This is a genomic window from Streptomyces sp. NPDC018263, from assembly GCF_055562575.1.
Genome location: NZ_JBVHFA010000007.1, coordinates 486,839 through 508,783 on the forward strand (window position 1 = coordinate 486,839; position 21,945 = coordinate 508,783).

Here is a 21,945-nt window from a genome sequence, read left to right on the forward strand (position 1 = left end):
GGCCGCCGTCGGCCCGGACGGCTCACACGTGCGGTCGGCGGCCGTGCTCCTGGCGCGGGAAGGTCTGGTCCGCGCCCGGCAGCGTCGGCTTCGGCAGGGTGGCCACCTCCTCCTTGGCCTTCTCGAGCTGCTCCGCCGTGTCGTCCGGCAGCCGCGGCGGGCGCGGGCGGCCGGAGCGGAAGCGGAAGGCGCTGGTGAGGTCGCCGAAGGCGGAACGGCGCCAGTCGCTGATGTTGGGCTCCTCCACCCCGGTGAAGTGCTCCAGGAACCGCAGCGCCGAGGTGTGGTCGAAGGCTTCCGTGGCGACCCAACCGCCCACGGTCCAGGGCGAGATCACGATCGCCGGCACCCGGAAGCCACCCCCGATGGGCAACCCCTGGATGAACTCGTCCGGCGTCCCGGCGGGCGGCACCGGCGGCGGCACATGGTCGAACAGGCCGTCGTTCTCGTCGTAGTTGAGGATGAACGCGGTCTTGCGCCACACCTTGGGGTTGGACGCGATCGCCTCGATCTTCGAGGCCACGAAGTCCGCGCCGGCCGCGGGGAGATAGTCCGGGTGCTCCGACTGGAAGCTGGTCGGCATGATCCAGGACACCGCCGGGAGCCGGTCGTTGCGGGCATCGTCCTCGAAGGTGCCCTCGGGCTGGGGGCGTACCCCGCGCTCGTACAGCTCGGAGCCGGGGGCGGCGTTCCTGAACGCGGCGAACTGCTCCAGCATGTTGCAGCCGTAGTCGTCGTCCTGCTGGTACACCTTCCAGCTCACCCCGGCCGCCTGGAGCCGCTCGGCGTAGGTGGTCCACCGGTACGGCTGGGGCGCCGAGTTCCTGATGACCGGACCGCCCTTCGTGCCACCGGGGTCGACCGAACCGGTCATCCACATCAGCCGGTTGGGCCAGGTCGGCCCGAACACCGAGCAGAAGTAGTTGTCGCAGATGGTGAAGGTCTCGGCGAGCGCGAACTGGAACGGGATGTCCTCGCGCGTGTAATACCCCATCACATACGGGCCGTTGACGCCGTCGGCCGCGCGATGGGCGGGCAGCCACTGGTCCATCTTTCCGTTGTTCCACGCCCGGTGCTGCACGGACCAGGCGTGGCTGGTGGACGGGATGGCCTGGGCGCTGGAGGAGTGCGTGTCGAGGTGGAAGGGCAGCAGATAGCCCTTGGGGTTCACCGCGTCGGGCTGGTAGAACACGCTGCGCCCGTCGTCCAGCTTCAGGGCGTGCGGGTCGGCGAAGCCCCGGACCCCGGAGAGGGTGCCGAAGTAGTGGTCGAACGACCGGTTCTCCTGCATCAGCAGGACCACGTGCTCGATGTCGCGCAGCGAACCGCCCCTGGGCGGTTCCGCGGCGACGGCCTTCTGGACGCTCGGCGGCAACAAGGACAATGCCGCGGCGCCACCCAGCGCGCCCGCGGCCGACCCCAGGACTCTACGGCGGGTCAACTCGGCCATGGTCGTCCCTTCTTGAGCGCGGTGCGCTCCGGCGGAGTGTCGGTCCACCCGGCCGGGAAGCCGGGCCGCCGCTCACTCTCCGCCCCTCGCGGCGGGACGCGTCAGGGGAGGGCGGTGAACATGTGGCCAACGCGCGGGAACGGCTTGACCAGGCCATGACCCTCAATCCCTGTACGTTGCACGGGAGTTCCCGGACGTTCAGGGAAGCAGCGGAAGGGCCCCCACCGCCGAAGCGGTGAGGGCCCCAACGCCCCGTCGTCTACAACTCCTTGATCCGGATGTCGCGGTACGAGATCACGTCCGACGTGCTGTGCACCTGGAGCCCGATGTACCCGGTCGCGTAGCGCCGGCCGTCGGTGCCCGGGTCACCCGCGCGGGGCGGGGTGAAGATCTGGCCGCCGACGTTGTCGAACTCGTTGATGACGACACCGTTGCGCAGGATCGTGAAGTGCTGGCCCTCCGCGCGGATCTCGTAGTCGTTCCAGGTGCCCTTGGGGGTGACCCCCGCACCGCCCAGGCCCACCCGGTCGAAGCCGTAGACCGAGCCCGTCTTGTACATGTCGCCGGTCGGGCTGTCGAGGATCTGGATCTCGTGCCCGTAGTTGATGGCGACCCACTCGGGCCGGGACTCCTCCGGGTGGTTGTGGACGTTCGGGAACCGGATGAACACCCCGCCGTTGGCGTTGCCCGTGCCCGGAGCGTCGTCACGGAAGCGGAGCTTGAGCGAGAAGTCGCCGTACTTGCGCTCCGGGAACCACAGCATGCCCATGCCCGGCACGGTCGTGCTGCTGGTGATCGCGCCGTCGTCGGTCAGGCTGAACTGCCCGCCGCCGACCTGCTCCCACCGGGACAGGGACGCTTCGGTGCCGTCGAACAGGTCGCGGTAGCCCTCCGTCCGGCCGGGCTTGCCGATCTTCGACTGCCTGGCCGCCTTGGTGATCTTGTTGAACTCGCGCTGGTCGATGACGCCGTCCGCGAGGAGCCGGTCGAGCACGCCGTCGACGTGCTTGAGGAACAGCGCCTGCGACGACCAGTCCTTCTCGTCCTCGATCAGCTCGTTGATCGTGCACCGGCTGCGCGTCAGCCGGTTCGGCACGCCGGTGTCGACGGTGCCCACGATGACCGTAAGCCGCTCGTCGTACTCGGGACAGTTCGGCGCGGGGACGCCACCGCCCTGCGCGACGGTGAAGGTGACGCTCTTTGCGGCGGAGGTGTTCCCCGCCTTGTCCGTCGCCCGGTACGCCACCGTGTGGAACCCGAGCCGGTCCACGACCACGGGCGCCGAGTACGCGAGGTACGGGCCGCCGTCGAGGGAGTACTCGACACGGGCCACGCCGGACGCGGAGTCGGAGGCGTTGACCGTCACCTTGGCACTGGTGACGTAGGCGCCGTTGGAGTTCCGGGTGCCGCTGATCGTCGCCGAGGTCTCCGGCGCGGTGGTGTCCTCGGCGGGCGGCGCCACGACCTTGAACGCCACGGACTTCTCGGCCGCCGCGTTCCCCGCCTTGTCGGTCGCCCGGTAGCGCACGGTGTGCGAGCCGACCTCGTGCACCATCACCGGCGCGGTGTACGGCTGCCAGGCGCCGTCCGCCCCGAGCGCGTACTCGATGGTGTTGACGCCCGACCCGGCGTCCGAGGCGGTCACGGTCACCGTGGCCATCGTGAGGTAGTTGCCGTCGGCGTCCTTCTCGCCGCTCAGCGTCGCGGAGGTCTCCGGCGCGGTGGTGTCGTCCGTCGGCGGGGCGACCACGTCGAAGGTCACGGACTTCTCGGCGGCCACGTTGCCCGCCTGGTCGGTGGCGCGGTAGCGCAGGGTGTGCGAGCCGACCTGGTCGACGACCACCGGCGCGGTGTACGCCTGCCACGGCCCGTCGGCGCCGACCGCGTACTCGATCGACTTCACCCCGGACGCGTCGTCCGACGCGGACACCGTGACCTTGGCCGAGCCGACGTAGGCGCCGGCGCCGTTCTGCTGGCCCTCGACCTTCGCCGAGGCCGTCGGCGCCGTGGTGTCCTCGCCGCCGGGCTCGGTCACGGTGAGGATGCCCTGCATCTGGCTGTGACCCGGAATGCTGCAGAAGTAGCGGTACCGGCCGGGCGTCAGCGTCACGTCGACCGTGTGCCTGCCCCCGCTGTCGTCACCGGGGTTGGCCAGGATGTTCACCGGCACGTCGTGGTTGTACTCGGGGTCCGACACGTCGAAGGTCAGCGTGTGCGGCATGCCGATGTCGTTGCCGGTCGCGGTGCTGTTCTCGAAGACGAGGGTCGCCGCGCCGGCCACCGCCGTCGTCGGGAAGCTCGCGTACTGGTCGGTGCGGGAACTCGCCGTCCACGTCAGGACCTGGGCAGCCGCCGCGCGGTCGCCGTCCCGTCCGTACGCGGCCGTCGAGGTGAGCCCCAGCATCAGCAGCAGCGCGCCCAGCAGCGCGGTGTACAGGCGGAGAGGTCGATGTCTCACTGTGCCGCCTTCCTGGCCAGATCCTTCGCGGCGGGCGTGGCCGCGCCGCCGGTGTACGTCACGCGCCACAGCGCGGACTGGGAGTCGGAGGTGAAGAAGCCGCGGCCGTAGTCGAGGACGTAGAGCGAGCCGTCCGGCGCGAACTTCCAGTCCATCAGGTTGCGGATGCCGCCCTGCCCGACCGGGATGATCTTCTTCAGCGACTCCGCCGTGACGGGCAGACCGCCCTTGCCGACCGTCTTGGGATCGGTGAGGACCGCGTGGCGCGGGTTGTCGGCGTCGTAGAAGTCACCGACGAACCACTTGCCGTCCCAGTACTCCGGCCATGCCCCGGCGCCGGCCTTCGCCGCGGCGTAGCGGTAGACCGGGCCGTCCATGGTGGCCTGGCCGCCGCCCTTGAGCCACGGCAGGAGGTAGGTGGCCTCCTCGTTCTTGTAGCTGGGCACGCCCGCCGCGTTGCGCGGGAAGTCAGGGGCGCCTCCTTGGGGCGAGTACCAGATGGTGTTGCCGGTGACGGGAGGCAGGTTCACCAGCCCGTCGTTGTTCGGCGACTCGTTCTTCGGGGCGTCGCAGTCGTACCAGCCCAGCGGTTTCGTCGGGTCCGGCAGATTGCGGTCGCGGTAGGGCTGCTTGTTGCCCATGCAGAACGGCCAGCCGTGGTTGCCCGCCTTGGTGATCGCGGCGAACGTGTCGTACTTCGCCGGCCCCCAGGTGGTGCTGGGTGCGCCCGCGTCGGGGCCGACCCAGCCCGCGTAGAGGATGTCGGTCTTCTTGTCGACGGAGATCCGCGCCGGGTTCCGTACGCCCATCACATAGATCTCGCCGCGGGTCTTGCCACCGCCCTCGTCCTGCTCCTTGCCGGTGAACAGGTTGCCCTCGGGCAGGGTGTACGTGCCGTCCGGCTCCGGGTGGATGCGCAGGATCTTGCCGTTGAGGTTGTGGGTGTTGCCCGCGGTGCGGCGGGCGTCGGCGAAGGACAGGCCCTTGTAGCTGGGCTGCGGGTTGTTGCCCGAGTAACCGTCGCTGAACCCGGACGAGTTGTTGTCACCGGTGGCGATGTACAGGTTGCCCTTGGAGTCCCAGGCCATCCCGCCGCCCGCGTGACAGCAACTGTGCACCTGTACCGCCCACTTGAGCAGAACCTTCTCCGAGGCCAGGTCGAGCTTGTTCGTGGCGCGGTCCAACGTGAAGCGGGAGACGCGGCGTTCGGCCACCTGCTTGTCGCGGTCGAGGCCGGAGTGCGGGGTGTAGTGCAGGTACACCCAGCCGTTGGACTCGAAGCCGGGGTCCAGCTCGATGCCGAGCAACCCCTCCTCGACCTTGGTCAGTTCGTCGCCGCCGCCCTTGTTGCCGAAGACGGTGAGGGCGCCCGCGAGCGTGACCTGCTTCGTGGCGGGGTCGTAGACATGGATCTGGCCGGTGCCCTTGCCGATGTCGGGGTTGTTCCAGTCGGTGACGACCGGAGCCTCGTTCGTGCCGCCGCCCCGGCCGATGTACAGCACCCTTCCGTCGGGCGCCACGACCAGGCCGTGCGGCTCGCCGATCTGGTCCTGCCGGCCGGGCTGGTTCGGCTGAGTGACGCGCACCGCCGAGTAGTTGGCGTCGATCGTCGCCTTGCAGTCGGCGCGCGAGAGCCGGGTGGTCCACAGCAGCGCGCCCCGCAGATGGTCGCGGAAGTCGGTCTCCGCGAACGACTCCACCGTGCCGCCCATGCCGGTGTAGAAGGACCGGCCGCCGGAATAGTCCCGGCACCAGGAGACCGGGTGGTCCACGCCGTTGGCGCCGGTGCCCGGCTGGTAGCTGCTCTCCCGGACCTTGGCGACGGTGTGCACCTTGCCGGTCGGGTTGCTCGCCCAGTTGAACCACTTGTCGGGCCGCTTCCACTCCAGCGGCAGATCCTTCGTGGCCGGATGGCTCCGGTCGGGAATCTCCACGGTGGCCCGCTGCACGGCGGCCGGACTCGTCTTCGCGGGACGGGCACCGATCAGACCGGTGAACCAGTCGGAGTACGGCTCCGTCCGCGCCGCGTCATGGATGCCGAGGAAGCCGCCGCCGGCCTGGAGATACGCCTCCAGACCCGCCTCCTGCCCGGGATCGAGGACGTCGCCGCCGCCGGTCAGGAAGACGACGGCGTTGAAGGTGCCCAGCCGCTTCTCGTCGGTGAAGACCGAGGCGTCGTCCGTCGCCACGGTCTTGAAGCGCTGGTCCTCGGGGCCGGTCAGACCGATGGACTCTACCGCCTCGATCCCCGCGTCGACGGTCGGTGACTCCTCGGTGGCCGAGGCGTGGAAGACGAGCACCTTGACGTTTCTGCCGCCCGGCGGTGACGGCAGCGCCGACGCCCTCGGCTCCGGATACGGACTGGCCGTGGCGGCGGTGCCGCCGCTCAGCAGGGATGCCGCCAGGGCTCCGGCGGCCACGGCCGCCGCCGCTGCCCGCCGGGATCTCGACCGGTGATGTGGTGCGCTCTGCATGGGTCACCCACCCTCCGTGGTCTCAGCAACAGCGCCAGAAGCTAGACGCCTTTTGACGGCCCGCCAATAGCTATGGACGGAATCTCACCAACTTTGTCCTGGGTGTGGATAAACGGGTGGTGCGGCTCTACCGTGGCCGTCCCCAGGGGGCTCTCGCTCCCCGACCGTCTCCTCACAGCACTTCTCACAGCACGGGAGAGACCGGTATGGCTCTGGACAGAAGGACTTTCGGGCGACGGCTGCTGGCCGGCGGTGTGGTCGCCGCCACCGGCACGGCAACGTTGTCGGCGGCCTCCAGCCCCTCGGCGGCGCAGCCCTCCCCGCCCACCGCTCCGGCCGGCGGCCAGGTGCGGCACATGAAGCTCTACGCCGAGAAACTGCCGGGCGGACAGCTCGGCTACGGCCTGGAGAAGGGGAAGGCGACCGTGCCGGGCCCGCTCATCGAGCTGGTCGAGGGCGACACCCTGCACATCGAGTTCGAGAACCTCACCGACGCCGACGCCAGCCTCCATGTGCACGGTGTCGACTACGACATCGCCAACGACGGCACCCGGATGACGGGCAGCCACGTCGAGCCCGGCGGCACCCGCACCTACACCTGGCGCACCCACGCCCCCGGCCGCCGCAAGGACGGCACCTGGCAGGCGGGCAGCGCCGGTTACTGGCACTACCACGACCACGTCGTGGGCACCGACCACGGAACCGGCGGCATCCGCAAGGGCCTGTACGGCCCGGTCGTCGTACGCCGGAAGGGCGACCTCCTGCCGGACAAGCAGTTCACGATCGTCTTCAACGACATGACGATCAACAACAGGACGGCCGGGGAGACCCCGGACTTCGAGGCCACGGTGGGTGATCGCGTCGAGATCATCATGATCACGCACGGCGAGTACTACCACACCTTCCACATGCACGGTCATCGTTGGGCCGACAACCGCACCGGCCTGCTGACCGGTCCGGACGACCCCAGCCGGATCGTCGACAACAAGATCACCGGCCCCGCCGACTCCTTCGGCTTCCAGGTCGTCGCCGGTGAACACGTCGGCGCGGGCGCCTGGATGTACCACTGCCATGTCCAGAGCCACTCCGACATGGGGATGGCCGGCCTGTTCCTGGTGGCGAAACCGGACGGCACCGTACCCGGCCACACGGGGCACCACAGTGCGGCGCAGCACGCCCACTGACGCCCCGGCCTTTGTCCTGTGAGTGGAGAAAGTGAGCACGAATTCCCGCGCTACTTCTTCCCAGTCCCGGCAGCCGCTGCTACGTTCCCCCCGAAAGAACGCGACGGACGGCCGGTACCGAGGCGGGGAGGGACTCGTGAGACGCATGACGGCACGACCCGCCAACGCCCACCAGGCCCGGCTGCTCCGCATGCTGCGCGACGAGGGTCCCCACTCCCGCGCGCAGCTCGGGGACCAGATCGAACTGTCCCGGTCCAAGCTGGCCGTGGAGGTGGACCGGCTCCTGCAGACCGGGCTCATCGTGGCCGACGGACTCGCCGCCTCGCGCGGCGGGCGCCGCTCCCACAATCTGCGGCTCGCCCCGAACCTGCGCTTCCTCGGCATCGACATCGGCGCCACCTCGGTCGACGTCGCCGTCACCAACGCCGAACTCGAAGTGCTGGGCCACCTCAACCAGCCCATGGACGTACGCGAGGGCCCGGTCGCGGTCTTCGAGCACGTCCTCGCCATGGCGGCCAAGCTCCGCTCCTCCGGGCTCGTGGAGGGGTTCGACGGCGCCGGCATCGGCGTACCGGGCCCCGTCCGCTTCCCGGAGGGGGTGCCGGTCGCCCCGCCGATCATGCCGGGCTGGGACGGCTTCCCCGTGCGGGAGGCGCTCAGCCAGGAACTCGGCTGCCCCGTCATGGTCGACAACGACGTGAACCTGATGGCCATGGGGGAGCAGCACGCGGGCGTCGCCCGTTCGGCCGCCGACTTCCTCTGCGTCAAGATCGGCACCGGCATCGGCTGCGGCATCGTCGTCGGCGGTGAGGTGTACCGGGGGGCCACGGGCAGCGCGGGCGACATCGGCCACATCCAGGCCGTACCCGAGGGCCGCGCCTGCGCGTGCGGCAACCGGGGCTGTCTGGAGGCCCACTTCAGCGGGGCGGCGCTCGCCCGCGACGCGCTGGAGGTGGCGGGGCAGGGGCTCTCGGCCGAACTCGCCTCCCGTCTGGAGACGCACGGCACCCTGAGCGCCGTCGACATCGCGGCCGCGGCCGCCGCCGGAGACACCGTCTCGCTCGACCTCATCCGGGAGGGCGGGACCCGCACCGGCCAGGTCATCGCGGGCCTGGTGAGCTTCTTCAACCCCTCTCTCGTGGTGATCGGCGGCGGGGTGACCGGCCTCGGCCACACCCTGCTCGCCGCGATCCGCACCCAGGTCTACCGCCAGTCGCTGCCGCTGGCGACCGGCAACCTGCCCATCGTCCTCGGGGAGCTGGGCCAGAACGCCGGCGTCATCGGCGGCGCCCGCCTCATCAGCGACCACCTGTTCTCCCCCGCGTGATCACGCCGTCCGGCACCCCGCCGGACGGCCCGCAGGAAACAGCGCCACCGCACCGCACCGCTCTGCCCCGGTCCGTCCGACCCGACCGGCGTACCGCCCTGAAACAGGCCCGCACGCCCGCCGAGGGGAATCCACATGGCACCAGAACCATCCCTGCTCAGCATGACCGGCATCACCAAGGCGTTCCCCGGCGTCCGGGCACTCGACGGTGTCGACCTCGACGTGCAGGAGGGCGAGGTGCACTGCCTGCTCGGCCAGAACGGCGCGGGCAAGTCCACCCTCATCAAGGTTCTCGCGGGCGCCCACCAGCCCGACACCGGCACCATCCACTGGCGCGGCGAACCCGTCGTCCTCCGCTCGCCCATGGCCGCGATGCGCCTCGGCATCGCCACCATCTACCAGGAACTCGACCTGGTGGAGCACGTGTCGGTGGCCGAGAACATCCACCTGGGCCACGAGCCCACCAGGGCGGGATTCGTCGTACGCCGCCGGACCGCACGCGCCTCGACGGCCGCGCTGCTGCGCCGACTCGGGCACTCCGAGATCGAACCGGGGCACCTGGTGGGGGAGTTGTCCGCAGCACAGCAGCAGATCGTCTCCATGGCACGGGCGTTGTCCCACGACGTACGGCTCATCGTGATGGACGAGCCGTCCGCCGCGCTCGACCCCGACGAGGTCGACAACCTCTTCCGCGTGGTCACCTCACTCACCGCCGAGGGCGTCGCCGTCGTCTACATCTCCCACCGGCTGGACGAGATCCGCCGCATCGGCGACCGCGTGACCGTCCTCAAGGACGGCCGCGCGGTGGCCCGGGGACTGCCAGCGAAGACCACCCCGACCCGCGAGGTCGTCACGCTGATGACGGGCCGCGACGTCGAGTACGTCTTCCCGCCGCGCCCGGCCGAACCCCCGCCCCAGGAACCGGCGTTGGAGGTGCGGGGGCTCACCCGGGGCGGTGAGTTCGACCCGCTCGACCTCGTGGTGCGGCCGGGTGAGATCGTCGGCATCGCCGGGCTCGTCGGCTCCGGCCGCTCCGAGATCCTGGAGACGGTCTACGGCGCCCGCAGGCCCGACGCGGGGGACGTCCTGGTCGGCGGCCGGCCGATCCGGACCGGCAGCGTACGGGCCGCCGTGCGCGCCGGGATCGGGCTGGCCCCCGAGGAACGCAAGGCGCAGGCCCTGCTCATGCTGGAGTCCGTCACCCGCAACGTCTCGGTGTCCACCCTCTCCCGGTTCTCGCGCGGTGGCTGGATCGACCGGCGTGCCGAGCTGGCCGCCGCGCGTGCCGCCACCCGCGAGCTGTCGCTGCGCCCGGACAACCCGGCCGTCCCCGTCCGCACCCTCTCCGGCGGCAACCAGCAGAAGGCCGTCCTCGCCCGCTGGCTGTTGCGCGGCTGCCGGGTGCTGCTGCTGGACGAGCCCACCCGCGGTGTCGACGTCGGCGCCCGCGCCGAGCTGTACGCCGTGGTCCGCAGGCTCGCCGACGAGGGCCTCGCCGTACTGCTGGTCTCCAGCGAGGTGCCCGAGGTGCTCGGCCTCGCCGACCGCGTCCTGGTGCTCCGGGAGGGCCGTGTCGTGCACGAGGCACCCGCCCGCGAACTGGACGAGCACCGCGTGCTCGACCTCGTCATGGAAGGAAGCCCGGCGTCATGACGCAGCCCGTCTCCCCGCCCCGGTACGACAGCGGCAAGGCACCCGCGACCGCGCGGCCCCAAGCCTGGCGCACGCTCGCGGCCCGCGCCGACGTCCGCACCCTCTCCCTGCTCGGCGTCCTCGCCGCCCTGATCGTGATCGGCGGGCTCACCAAGCCGGACGAGTTCCTCGACACCCGCAACCTCCAACTCGTCCTCACCCAGGCGTCCGTGATCGGTGTCGTCACCGTCGGCATGACCTTCGTCATCACCTCCGGCGGCATCGACCTGTCCGTCGGCGCCATCGTCGCCCTGGCCTCGGTGTGGGCGACCACGGTGGCGACCCAGGAGTACGGGTTCGCGGGCATCCTCTTCACGGCGGTCGCCGTCGGCGTGGGCTGCGGCCTGGTCAACGGCCTCCTCGTCGCCTACGGCGGCATGGTCCCCTTCATCGCCACGCTGGCCATGCTCGCCTCGGCCCGCGGACTCGCCCTCCAGATCACCGACGGACGCACCCAGATCGTCACCGTCGACTCCGTCTTGGGCCTCGGCGAGCGCGACGCCTACGTGCTCGGCATCCCGCCGCTGGTCCTGGTCTTCGCCGTCGTCACCGTCATCGGCTGGCTCGTGCTGAACCGCACCACCTTCGGCCGCCGCACCGTCGCCGTCGGCGGCAACGCGGAGGCGGCCCGCCTGGCCGGCATCGACGTACGCCGCCAGCGCCTCTACCTCTACCTGCTCTCCGGACTGTGCTGCGGCATCGCCGCCTTCCTGCTGATCATCCTGGCCGGATCGGGCCAGAACACCAACGGCAACCTCTACGAACTCGACGCCATCGCCGCCGCCATCATCGGCGGCACCCTGCTCAGCGGCGGCCGGGGCACCATCACCGGCTCCGTGCTGGGCGTGCTGATCTTCACCACGATCACCGACATCTTCGCCCTGAACAACCTGCAGAGCGACGTCCAGCAGATCGCCAAGGGCGCGATCATCGTCGCCGCCGTGCTGGTCCAGCGCCGTACCGCGAGCACGACCTGAGGAAAGGGTTCACCGCCATGCGACCGACCGCACCGACATCCCTGACCAGCCGCAGAGGACTGCTCTTCGGCACCGCCGCCGTCGGCGCCGGGGCCTTCCTCGCCGGGTGCACGAGCAACGAGCCGAAGGACGAGAAGACCGCCGCCGAGGACCGGCCCGCCGACGACAAGCCCGGCAAGCACGTCACCATCGGCTTCGCGGGCCCGCAGGCCGATCACGGCTGGCTCAACGCCATCAACGACAACGCCGAACGGCGCGCCCGCACCTACTCCGACGTCACCCTGGAGATCGCCGAGGGCTCCAACGACACCGCCGCGCAGATCGGGCAGATCGAGACCCTCATCAACAAGAAGGTCGACGTCCTGGTCGTGCTGCCCGCGGACGGCAAGGCCCTCACCCAGGTCGGCCTCAAGGCCATGCGGGCCGGCATCCCGGTCGTCAACCTCGACCGCGTCTTCAACACCCCCCAGGCGTACCGCTGCTGGATCGGCGGCGACAACTACGGCATGGGCCTCAACGCCGGGCACTACATCGGCGAGAAGCTCAAGGACACCCCGGACGCCCGGGTCGTGGAGCTGGCCGGGCTGGACAACCTGGAGCTGACCAGGCAGCGCACCAAGGGCTTCGACGACGCCCTGAAGAACTACCCCAACATCCGCAAGGTGGCCCGCCAGGCGGCCGACTTCACCGTGGAGTCCGGCCAGGCCAAGATGGCCCAACTCCTCCAGGCCCAGCGCAAGTTCGACGCCCTGTGGAACCACGACGACGACCAGGGCGTGGGCGCGCTGCGCGCCGTGGAGCAGGCGGGCCGGGACGGCTTCCTCATGGTCGGCGGCGCCGGCGCGCTCTCCGCGTTCCAGGCCATCAAGCGCGACGATGGCGTACTGAAGGCGACCGTCCTCTACCCGCCCACCATGTCCGCCTCCGCCATCGACCTCGCCCGCGCCCTCGGCCAGGGCAAGGGCGTCGGCGGCATGGCCGAGTACGAGATCCCGGCCTCCGTCACGCTCTACTCCGCCGTCGTCGACAAGGACAACGTCGACCGGTACATGCCCACCGGCTTCCGGTGACCGGCCCCCGCCCCACCCGCACGGCGCCACCGCGTACGAGGACGAGGAGAGGACCCACCGCATGGCAGAGCCGCAGAGTTCAGCAGGGGACGGCACCCGGCCCGGTCCGCAGGGCAAGCCGCCGTTGCGCATCGGGATGGTCGGCTACGCCTTCATGGGCGCCGCCCACTCCCAGGGCTGGCGTACGGCGGGCCGCGTCTTCGACCTGCCCCGCGAACCGGTCCTGTCCGTGCTGTGCGGCCGGGATGCCGACGCCGTCCGCGCCGCCGCCGAACGCCATGGCTGGGCGGCCACCGAGACCGACTGGCGTGCGCTGATCGCCCGCGACGACGTCGACCTGGTCGACATCTGCACCCCCGGCGACAGTCACGCCGAGATCGCCCTCGCCGCGCTCGCGGCCGGCAAGCACGTGCTGTGCGAGAAGCCGCTGGCCAACACCGTCGTGGAGGCGGAGGCCATGGCGGAGGCGGCGGAAACGGCGTACGCACGCGGCCAGTTGGCCATGGTCGGCTTCAACTACCGCCGGGTTCCCGCCATCGCCCTGGCCCGGCGGATGATCACCGAGGGACGGCTCGGCACTCTCCGCCACGTCCGGGTGAGCTACCTCCAGGACTGGCTGGTGGACCCGGAGTTCCCGCTGACCTGGCGGCTGCGCAAGGAGGCGGCCGGGTCAGGGGCGCTCGGGGACCTGGGGGCCCATGTCATCGACGTCGCCCAGTACCTGGCGGGGGAGAAGCTCGCCGGGGTGTCCGCGCTCACGGAGACCTTCGTACGCCAACGGCCGTTGCCGGAGGGCGGGTCGGGGCCGGTCACGGTGGACGACGCCGCCGTGTTCACGGGCCGGTTCGCCTCCGGCGCGCTGGCCTCCTTCGAGGCGACGCGGTACGCCACCGGACGCAAGAACGCCCTGCGGATCGAGCTGAACGGTGAACGGGGCTCGCTCGCCTTCGACTTGGAGCGGCTCAACGAGCTGTCCTTCCACGACGGCACCGAGCCCGGCGCGCACGCGGGCTTCCGCCGCATCCTGGTGACCGAGCCCGACCACCCCTACCTGGACGCCTGGTGGCCGCCGGGCCACGGCCTCGGCTACGAACACACCTTCGTCCACCAGGCCCGCGACCTCGTGCACGCCATCGCGGAGGGCCGCAAACCTGTCCCGTCGTTCGCCGACGGCCTCGAAGTCCAGCGGGTGCTCGCAGCCGTGGAGGAGAGCGCGGCGAAGAACTCCGTCTACACCCCGATCACGTTCTGACGTCCGAGGAGGTCCGGCCATGCCGCGTACGTTCACCCTGTTCACCGGCCAGTGGGCCGACCTGCCGCTGGAGGAGGTCTGCCGCCTCGCCCGTGACTTCGGCTACGACGGACTCGAACTCGCCTGCTGGGGCGACCACTTCGAGGTCGACAAGGCGCTGGCGGACCCGTCGTATCTCGCCTCGCGCCATCAGCTCCTCGACAAGTACGGCCTGAAGTGCTGGGCGATCTCCAACCATCTGGTCGGCCAGGCCGTCTGCGACGCCATCATCGACGAACGCCACCGGGCGATCCTGCCCGCCCGGATCTGGGGCGACGACGACGCCGAGGGCGTACGGCGGCGGGCGGCGGCCGAGATCGCGGACACCGCACGGGCGGCCGCCGCCTTCGGCGTGGACACCGTCGTCGGCTTCACCGGCTCCGCCATCTGGCATCTCGTCGCCATGTTCCCGCCCGCCCCCGAGACGATGATCGAGCGGGGCTACGACGACTTCGCCGAGCGCTGGAACCCCATCCTGGACGTCTTCGACGCCGAGGGTGTGCGGTTCGCGCACGAGGTCCACCCCAGCGAGATCGCCTACGACTACTGGACGACGCAGCGGGCCCTGGAGGCGGTCGGACACCGGCCCGCCTTCGGCCTCAACTTCGACCCCTCCCACTTCGTGTGGCAGGACCTCGATCCCGTCGGCTTCCTCTGGGACTTCCGGGACCGGATCTACCACGTGGACTGCAAGGAGGCCCGCAAGCGCCTCGACGGCCGCAACGGCCGGCTCGGCTCCCACCTCCCCTGGGGCGACCCGCGCCGGGGCTGGGACTTCGTCTCGGCCGGGCACGGCGACGTCCCCTGGGAGGACGTGTTCCGGATGCTGGCCTCCATCGGCTACCAGGGTCCCGTCTCCGTCGAGTGGGAGGACGCCGGCATGGACCGGCTCCAGGGCGCCCCCGAAGCCCTGGCCCGCCTCAAGGCGTACGACTTCGACCCGCCGTCCGCCTCGTTCGACGCGGCGTTCGGCCACTGACTCTCCCCACCGGCCCCTGACCCATCCCCGCCGGGATGACGGCGCATCCCGGCGCACCCCCACCCGCCCGTACAACCCGCTTCTTGTGGAGGCATCCGTGCACGGGAAAGACCGCCGCCCCACCGGCACCCCAAGCCGCCGGCCACGCCTGCGCACCGCCCTGGCCCTCGCCTGCGGTGCGCTCCTGATCGGCGCCACCCCCGCCCTCACCGCGCCCGGCGCGGCCGCCGCCGACCGGAGCGGCGCCGCCGCCGAGGACTTCCAGCAGGTCACCCTCGCCCGGGGCGAGGCGGAGGTCGGCGAGCCCATGAGTCTCGCCGTCCTGCCCGACCGCTCCGTCCTGCACACCTCCCGCAGCGGCGAACTCCGCCTCACCGACGCCGCCGGCACCACCCGCACCGCGGGCAAGCTCGCCGTGTACTCCCACGACGAGGAGGGCCTCCAGGGCGTCGGCGTCGACCCGCACTTCACCGACAACCGGTTCGTCTACCTCTACTACGCGCCCCCGATGGACACGCCGCCCGGCGACGCCCCCGAGACGGGCACCGCGGCCGACTTCGCACCCTTCGACGGCGTCAACCGGCTCTCCCGCTTCGTCCTGAGGACCGACGGCACCCTGGACACCGCCAGCGAGAAGAAGATCCTGGAGGTGCCGACCTCGCGCGGCATCTGCTGCCACGTCGGCGGCGACATCGACTTCGACAAGGACGGCAACCTCTACCTGTCGACCGGCGACGACTCCAACCCCTTCCAGTCCGACGGCTTCACCCCCATCGACGAACGCGCCGACCGCAACCCGGCCTTCGACGCCCAGCGCACCGCGGGCAACACCAACGACCTGCGCGGCAAGATCCTGCGCATCAAGGTCGCCGCCGACGGCTCCTACACCGTCCCCGACGGCAACCTCTTCGCCCCCGGCACCGCGAAGACCCGCCCCGAGATCTACGCCATGGGCTTCCGCAACCCCTTCCGCTTCAGCGTGGACAAGGAGACCGGCGTCCTCTACGTCGGCGACTACGGCCCCGACGCCGGTGCCGCCGACCCCGCGCGAGGCCCCGGCGGCCAGGTCGAGTTCGCCCGCGTCACCGGGGCCGGCAACTTCGGCTGGCCGTACTGCACCGGCAGGAACGACGCCTACGCGGACTACGACTTCGCCACCAGGACCTCCGGCGCAGCCTTCGACTGCGCCGCCCCGAAGAACGACTCCCCGCACAACACCGGCCTGACCGACCTGCCTCCGGCACAAGCCGCCTGGATTCCCTACGACGGCGCGTCCGTACCGGAGTTCGGCGACGGCTCCGAGTCCCCGATGGGCGGCCCCGTCTACCATTACGACCCCGCCCTCGACTCGCCCGTGAAGTTCCCCGAGGCGTACGACGGCGACTTCTTCGCCGGTGAGTTCGGCCGCCGCTGGATCAAGCGCATCGCAACCGGCGCGGACGGCGCCGTGCAGTCGATCAACGCCTTCCCCTGGACCGGCACCCAGGTGATGGACATGGCCTTCGGCCCCGACGGCGCCCTGTACGTCCTGGACTACGGCACGGCCTGGTTCGGCGGCGACGACAACTCCGCGCTGTACCGCATCGAGAACGCCACCGGCGGACACTCGCCCGTCGCCAAGGCGGGCGCCGACAAGACCTCCGGGCAGGCCGCGCTGAAGGTCCGCTTCTCCTCGGCCGGCACCACCGACCAGGACGGCGACACCCTCACCCACCACTGGGACTTCGGCGACGGCACCAGTTCCACCGCCGCCAACCCCACCCACACCTACCGGCAGAACGGCACCTACACCGCCACCCTGACGGCCAAGGACCCCTCCGGCCGCACCGGCAGCGCCGCCGTACGTGTCGTCGTCGGCAACACCGCACCCACCGTGACGCTCCAACTCCCACAGGACGGGCAGTTGTTCAGCTTCGGTGACGCCGTTCCCTTCACGGTGAGGGTGACCGACCCCGAGGACGGGCAGAACATCGACTGCTCCCAGGTCACCGTCCACTTCATCCTCGGCCACGACACCCACGGCCACCCGCTGACCTCCGCCGAGGGCTGCTCCGGCACCATCCAGACCAGCGCCGACGGCGGCCACGACGAGAACGAGGACATCTTCGGCGTGTTCGACGCCGAGTACACCGACACCGGAGGCGGCGGCCAGGCCCCGCTCACCTCCCACGACCAGAACGTCGCCCAGCCCCGCCACCGTCAGGCCGAGCACTACACCGACTCCTCGGGCGTCACCCTCCAGTCCAAGGACACCGCGCACGGCGGCAAGACCGTCGGCGACATCCACTCCGGCGACTGGATCTCCTTCACCCCCTACGCGCTGGGCAACGCCAGGAAGATCAGCGCACGCGTCTCCTCCGGCGGCACCGGCGGCACCCTGGAGGTCCGTGCCGGATCGGCCAAGGGCACCCTGCTCGGCAAGGCCACCGTGCCGGTGACCGGCGGCTGGGAGACCTTCCAGGACGTGAGCGCCGACCTGTCCCGCGCGCCGAAGGCCACGACCACGCTCTTCCTGGTCTTCAAGGGCGGCACCGGCGCCCTCTTCGACGTGGACGACTTCACCTTCACCACCGGCTGAGCGGAGGGCACCCCATGCGCACACCACGCCTGCTCACCACCACCGCCCTGGGAGCCGCGCTGCTGCTCGGCTGCGTCACCGGCCCGGCCGCCGCGCAGCCCACCGACACCGGACGCGTCCTGGTCTTCTCCAAGACCGCCGGCTTCCGCCACGACTCCATCCCGGACGGCGTGGCGGCCGTGCGGCAGCTCGGCGCGACGGACGGACTCACGGTCGACGCCACCGAGGACGCGACCGCCTTCACCACCCGCAATCTGCGCCGCTACGACGCCGTCGTCTTCCTCTCCACCACCGGCGACGTCCTCAACCCCGCCCAGCAACGCGCCTTCGAGGGCTACATCCGCCAGGGCGGCGGATACGTCGGCGTCCACGCGGCCGCCGACACCGAGTACGACTGGCCGTTCTACGGCGGCCTCGCCGGAGCCTGGTTCGACTCGCACCCCGCGATCCAGCCCGCCACGGTCGTGGTCGAGGACCACGCCCATCCCTCCACCGCCGCCCTGCCCGCCCGGTGGGAACGCACCGACGAGTGGTACAACTACCGCTCCAACCCCCGCGAGAACGCCCACGTCCTGGCCTCGCTGGACGAGTCCTCGTACACCGGCGGCACCATGAGCGGCGACCACCCGATCGCCTGGTGCCAGAGCTACCAGGGCGGCCGCGCCTTCTACACCGGCGGCGGGCACACCCGCGAGTCCTACGCCGACCCCGCCTTCCGCGCCCACCTGCTCGGCGGCCTCCGCTGGGCCACCGGCGCCGCCCAGTCCGACTGCCGCCCGGAGAACGGCTACCGCCGCCTGTTCGACGGCACCTCGCTGGAGGGCTGGCGCCAGGCGGGACCAGGCTCCTTCACCCTGTCCGCCGACGGCACGCTCACCTCCTCCGGCGGCATGGGCCTGCTCTGGTACGCGGGCTCCGGCTTCTCCTCGTACTCCCTCAAGCTCGACTGGAAGATCACCGGAGACGGCAACTCGGGCGTGTTCGTGGGCTTCCCGCCCTCGGACGACCCCTGGTCCGCCGTGGACAACGGCTACGAGGTCCAGATCGACGCCACCGACGTACCCGAGAAGACCACCGGTTCGGTGTACGGCTTCCAGTCCGCCGACCTGGCGGCACGGGACCGCGCGCTGAACCCGCCGGGGGAGTGGAACACCTACGAGATCCGCGTCGAGGGCGAGCGTCTGCGGATCTGGCTCAACGGGGTCCCGGTGAACGACTTCACCAACACCGACCCCGCCCGCAGCCTGCGGGACGGCCACGTCGGCATCCAGAACCACGGTGCCGACGACCAGGTGTCGTTCCGCGACGTCCGGATCAAGGAACTGCCGGTGCGGGGGCGCTGAAACGGCGACGGGCGGGGCGCGCCGTAGCCCCGCCCGCCGTCTCCCGTCCCTGATCAGCACGTCCACAAGGAGGCCGACCATGTCTACGTCCCGTCCCGCCGGCGTGTGGCTCATCGGCGCCCGAGGCTCGGTGGCGACCACCGTGGTCGCGGGCTGCGCGGCGATGTCGGCCGGCCTGCATCCACCCACCGGCCTGCTCACGGAGACGGCCCTCTTCGCCGACTGCGGCCTGCCGGGCCTGTCCTCCCTGGTCTTCGGCGGCCACGACACGCTGGACTGCCCGCTGCCGAAACGAGCCGAGGAACTCGCCGCGGGCGGCGTCCTCCCGCACGGACTCCCCGCCGCGGTGGCCGCCGAACTCACCGCCGCAGACAGCGAGATCGTCCCCGGCGGCCCGCTCCGCCACGACGACCGCGACGAGGACGCGCTGATCGAGGCGTTCGCGGCCGACATCCGCGACTTCACCGCCCGCCGCGCCCCGGCCGGAACGGTCGTCGTCAACGTGGCCTCCACCGAACCCGCCGCCGACGGCGACACCCTCCCGCCCAGCTCCCTGTACGCGGCCGCCGCCCTCCGCGCCGGCTGCCCCTACGTCAACTTCACCCCCTCGACCGGCCTCCACCACCCGTCCCTGGCCGCTCCGTTGGCCTCGAGCGGGCTCCCGTACGCGGGCCGGGACGGCAAGACCGGCCAGACCCTCCTGCGCTCGGTACTCGGCCCGATGTTCGCCCAGCGCGCCCTCACGGTCCGCGCCTGGTCCGGCACCAACCTGCTCGGCGGCGGAGACGGCGCGGCCCTGGCCGACCCGGCCGCGGCCGCCGCCAAGAACGCGGGCAAGGAACGCGTCCTCACCGACACCCTCGGCACCCCGGTCCAGGGCGAGGTCCACATCGACGACGTCCCTGCCCTCGGCGACTGGAAGACCGCCTGGGACCACATCGCCTTCGACGGCTTCCTCGGCACCCGCATGGTCCTCCAGACCATCTGGCAGGGCTGTGACTCGGCCCTCGCCGCACCGCTGGTACTGGACCTGGCCCGGCTGATGCTCCGGGCCCGGGAAGCGGGGATGTCGGGGGCGGTGAGTGAGCTGGGCTTCTACTTCAAGGACCCGGTGGGAGAGGGGGCCGCAGGGCTGGGGGAGCAGTACGCCGCGCTGGGCGACCTCGCGGCTCGGCTGCGGGTGGGGGATTCGCGGTGACGGGGGACGGGCGTCGCGGTGCCTCCGCCTGGGCCGAACTCCTGCGCCTGCCGGCCTTGTTCACCGTGCCCGGTGACGTCCTGGCCGGGGCGGCGACCGTTCCCGGCCGCCCCGGCCCCCGCACCCTGTGGGCCATCTCTTCCTCCCTCTGCCTGTACGAGGCGGGCATGGCCCTCAACGACTGGGCCGACCGGACCGAGGACGCCGCCGAACGCCCCCACCGCCCATTGCCCTCCGGCCGCATCCGTCCCGCCGCCGCCCTCACCGCGGCGTGCGCCCTGACCGCCGGCGGCCTGGCACTCGCCGCACGGGCCGGCCGCCCGGCGCTCGCGGTGGCCGTGCCCCTCGCGGCGACGGTGTGGGCCTACGACCTCGGTCTCAAACGCACCCAGGCGGGCCCCGCCGCGATGGCGACGGCCCGCGCCCTGGACCTCCTGCTCGGCGCCGCCACCGTGTCCGGCCGCGTCCGACCGGCACTGCCTTCCGCCGCCCTCCTCGGCACCCACACCCTGGCCCTCACCACGGTCTCCCGCCACGAGACCCAGGGCGGCTCCCCCCTCACGGCTCTGACGGCACTCGCCGCTACAGGTGCGCTGGCACTTGGCCTGAGCCACGGGTCCAGCCCGGCCCAAGTCCCGTCAGATGAAAAGCCGTTGACGGCTACCGGACGCGGACCAGCCGCCCTCCGTACAGCCCTCAGCCTCGCCTACGCCGCAACCGCCGCCCGCCCGTACTTCCACGCCACCCTGAACCCTTCACCCCCGCTCACCCAGAGAGCCGTCGGCGGTGGCATCCGCGCCACCATCCCGCTCCAAGCCGCGCTCTCCGCCCGCGCCGGCGCCCCGGTCAGCGCCCTGATCACCGCGGCCCTGGCCCCCCTGGCCGCCCGGTTCGCCAAGAAGGTGAGCGTGACATGACTCCCCCGACCCGGACAGCCGAGCAGCACGGCCCCGCCCCCCTCCGCTTCGGCTACGGCACCAACGGCCTGGCCGACCTCCGCCTGGACGACGCCCTCGCCCTCCTCGCCGACCTCGGCTACGACGGCGTCGGCCTCACCCTCGACCACATGCACCTCGACCCCCTCGCCCCGGACCTCGCCGCCCGCACCCGACAGGTCGGCCGCCGCCTGGCCGCGCTCGGCCTGGAGGTCACCGTGGAGACCGGCGCCCGCTACGTCCTCGACCCCCGCCGCAAACACGGTCCCTCCCTCCTCGACCCCGACCCCGCCGACCGCTCCCGCCGCGCCGGCCTGCTGATCCGGGCCGTGCGGGTGGCCGCCGACCTGGGCGCCCACGCCGTGCACTGCTTCAGCGGCACCCTCCCGCCCGGCACGGACGAGGAGACGGCGTGGCCCCGACTGGCCGAGGCGCTCACCCCCGTCCTGGAAGCCGCCACCGCCGCCGGCATCCTCCTGGCCGTCGAGCCCGAACCCGGCCACCTCCTCGCCACCCTCGCCGACTTCCACCACCTGCGCCACGCCCTCGGCGACCCCACCCACCTCGGCCTCACCCTCGACATCGGCCACTGCCAGTGCCTCGAACCCCTCCCACCCGCCGACTGCGTCCGCGCCGCCGCCCCCTGGCTGCGCCACGTCCAGATCGAGGACATGCGCCGCGGCCAGCACGAACACCTGCCCCTCGGAGACGGCGAGATCGACTTCCCCGCCGTCCTGTCGGCCCTGGCCGCCACCGGCTACGACGCCCTCACCGTGGTCGAACTACCCCGCCACTCCCACGCGGGCCCCCACCACGCCGAGACCTCCCTGCCCTTCCTCAAGGCGGCCGCAGGCCCGCACTCCTCCGCGCCCGCGAGCGGCCAGGTGCCGTCGGCACCCACGGCGGCGCTCCTCGCCGGCCCCCCGTCCCCGTGACAGCCGCACCACCCAGCAACCCCCGTCGGCACCCCGACCACCTCCACCGACCCC

General features: G+C 71.7%; 16 protein-coding genes. 13 read left to right on the forward strand and 3 right to left on the reverse strand.

The window, feature by feature from the left end:
• Positions 1-22 precede the first annotated feature (22 nt).
• The 3 genes from ACZ3HQ_RS22750 to ACZ3HQ_RS22760 all read right to left on the reverse strand — a co-directional run bounded on the left by ACZ3HQ_RS22750 (position 23) and on the right by ACZ3HQ_RS22760 (position 6,208).
• Positions 23-1,450 carry an alkaline phosphatase family protein gene (locus ACZ3HQ_RS22750; RefSeq protein WP_467513495.1) on the reverse strand — a complete coding sequence of 476 codons (1,428 nt, stop codon included), beginning with the start codon at positions 1,448-1,450 and terminating at the stop codon, positions 23-25.
• 259 nt (positions 1,451-1,709) lie between these two features.
• A complete protein-coding gene (locus ACZ3HQ_RS22755) occupies positions 1,710-3,854 on the reverse strand; it encodes an OmpL47-type beta-barrel domain-containing protein (RefSeq protein ID WP_467513564.1) in 2,145 nt (714 codons plus the stop codon).
• A gap of 50 nt (positions 3,855-3,904) precedes the next feature.
• On the reverse strand, positions 3,905-6,208 hold the full coding sequence (locus tag ACZ3HQ_RS22760; protein ID WP_467513497.1) for a ThuA domain-containing protein: 2,304 nt from the start codon (positions 6,206-6,208) through the stop codon (positions 3,905-3,907).
• A 1-nt stretch (position 6,209) separates the two neighbouring features.
• On the opposite strand from ACZ3HQ_RS22760, the gene ACZ3HQ_RS22765 reads away from it, so the two are divergent.
• The 13 genes from ACZ3HQ_RS22765 (at position 6,210) to ACZ3HQ_RS22825 (ending at position 21,891) form a co-directional block, all read left to right on the forward strand.
• On the forward strand, positions 6,210-6,365 hold the full coding sequence (locus ACZ3HQ_RS22765) for a hypothetical protein (RefSeq protein ID WP_467513499.1): 156 nt from the start codon (positions 6,210-6,212) through the stop codon (positions 6,363-6,365).
• A 229-nt stretch (positions 6,366-6,594) separates the two neighbouring features.
• The gene (locus ACZ3HQ_RS22770) at positions 6,595-7,566 is read left to right on the forward strand and encodes a multicopper oxidase domain-containing protein (RefSeq protein WP_467513566.1); all 972 of its coding nucleotides are present in this window, start codon (positions 6,595-6,597) and stop codon (positions 7,564-7,566) included.
• Between the two features lie 145 nt (positions 7,567-7,711).
• Positions 7,712-8,893, forward strand: a complete 1,182-nt coding sequence (locus tag ACZ3HQ_RS22775; RefSeq protein ID WP_467513501.1) for an ROK family transcriptional regulator — start codon at positions 7,712-7,714, stop codon at positions 8,891-8,893.
• 135 nt (positions 8,894-9,028) lie between these two features.
• The gene (locus ACZ3HQ_RS22780) at positions 9,029-10,546 is read left to right on the forward strand and encodes a sugar ABC transporter ATP-binding protein (RefSeq protein WP_467513503.1); all 1,518 of its coding nucleotides are present in this window, start codon (positions 9,029-9,031) and stop codon (positions 10,544-10,546) included.
• Positions 10,543-11,562 carry an ABC transporter permease gene (locus ACZ3HQ_RS22785; protein ID WP_467513505.1) on the forward strand — a complete coding sequence of 340 codons (1,020 nt, stop codon included), beginning with the start codon at positions 10,543-10,545 and terminating at the stop codon, positions 11,560-11,562. Before ACZ3HQ_RS22780 ends, ACZ3HQ_RS22785 begins: the two co-directional genes overlap by 4 nt.
• A 17-nt stretch (positions 11,563-11,579) precedes the next feature.
• Positions 11,580-12,632, forward strand: coding sequence for a substrate-binding domain-containing protein (locus ACZ3HQ_RS22790; protein ID WP_467513507.1), 1,053 nt, complete (start codon positions 11,580-11,582; stop codon positions 12,630-12,632).
• A gap of 61 nt (positions 12,633-12,693) precedes the next feature.
• The gene (locus tag ACZ3HQ_RS22795; protein WP_467513509.1) at positions 12,694-13,884 is read left to right on the forward strand and encodes a Gfo/Idh/MocA family protein; all 1,191 of its coding nucleotides are present in this window, start codon (positions 12,694-12,696) and stop codon (positions 13,882-13,884) included.
• Between the two features lie 19 nt (positions 13,885-13,903).
• Entirely contained in the window at positions 13,904-14,902 is a 999-nt protein-coding gene (locus ACZ3HQ_RS22800; RefSeq protein ID WP_467513511.1) for a sugar phosphate isomerase/epimerase family protein, read from the forward strand.
• Between the two features lie 97 nt (positions 14,903-14,999).
• Positions 15,000-17,480, forward strand: coding sequence for a PQQ-dependent sugar dehydrogenase (locus ACZ3HQ_RS22805; protein WP_467513513.1), 2,481 nt, complete (start codon positions 15,000-15,002; stop codon positions 17,478-17,480).
• A 14-nt stretch (positions 17,481-17,494) separates the two neighbouring features.
• Positions 17,495-18,823, forward strand: a complete 1,329-nt coding sequence (locus tag ACZ3HQ_RS22810) for a ThuA domain-containing protein (protein WP_467513514.1) — start codon at positions 17,495-17,497, stop codon at positions 18,821-18,823.
• A gap of 79 nt (positions 18,824-18,902) precedes the next feature.
• Complete coding sequence (locus ACZ3HQ_RS22815; protein ID WP_467513516.1) at positions 18,903-20,021, forward strand: inositol-3-phosphate synthase; 1,119 nt, start codon at positions 18,903-18,905, stop codon at positions 20,019-20,021.
• Positions 20,018-20,938, forward strand: coding sequence for an SCO3242 family prenyltransferase (locus tag ACZ3HQ_RS22820; protein ID WP_467513518.1), 921 nt, complete (start codon positions 20,018-20,020; stop codon positions 20,936-20,938). The genes ACZ3HQ_RS22815 and ACZ3HQ_RS22820 overlap by 4 nt, the downstream gene beginning before the upstream one ends.
• Positions 20,935-21,891 carry a sugar phosphate isomerase/epimerase family protein gene (locus tag ACZ3HQ_RS22825; RefSeq protein WP_467513520.1) on the forward strand — a complete coding sequence of 319 codons (957 nt, stop codon included), beginning with the start codon at positions 20,935-20,937 and terminating at the stop codon, positions 21,889-21,891. Before ACZ3HQ_RS22820 ends, ACZ3HQ_RS22825 begins: the two co-directional genes overlap by 4 nt.
• Positions 21,892-21,945 lie beyond the last annotated feature (54 nt).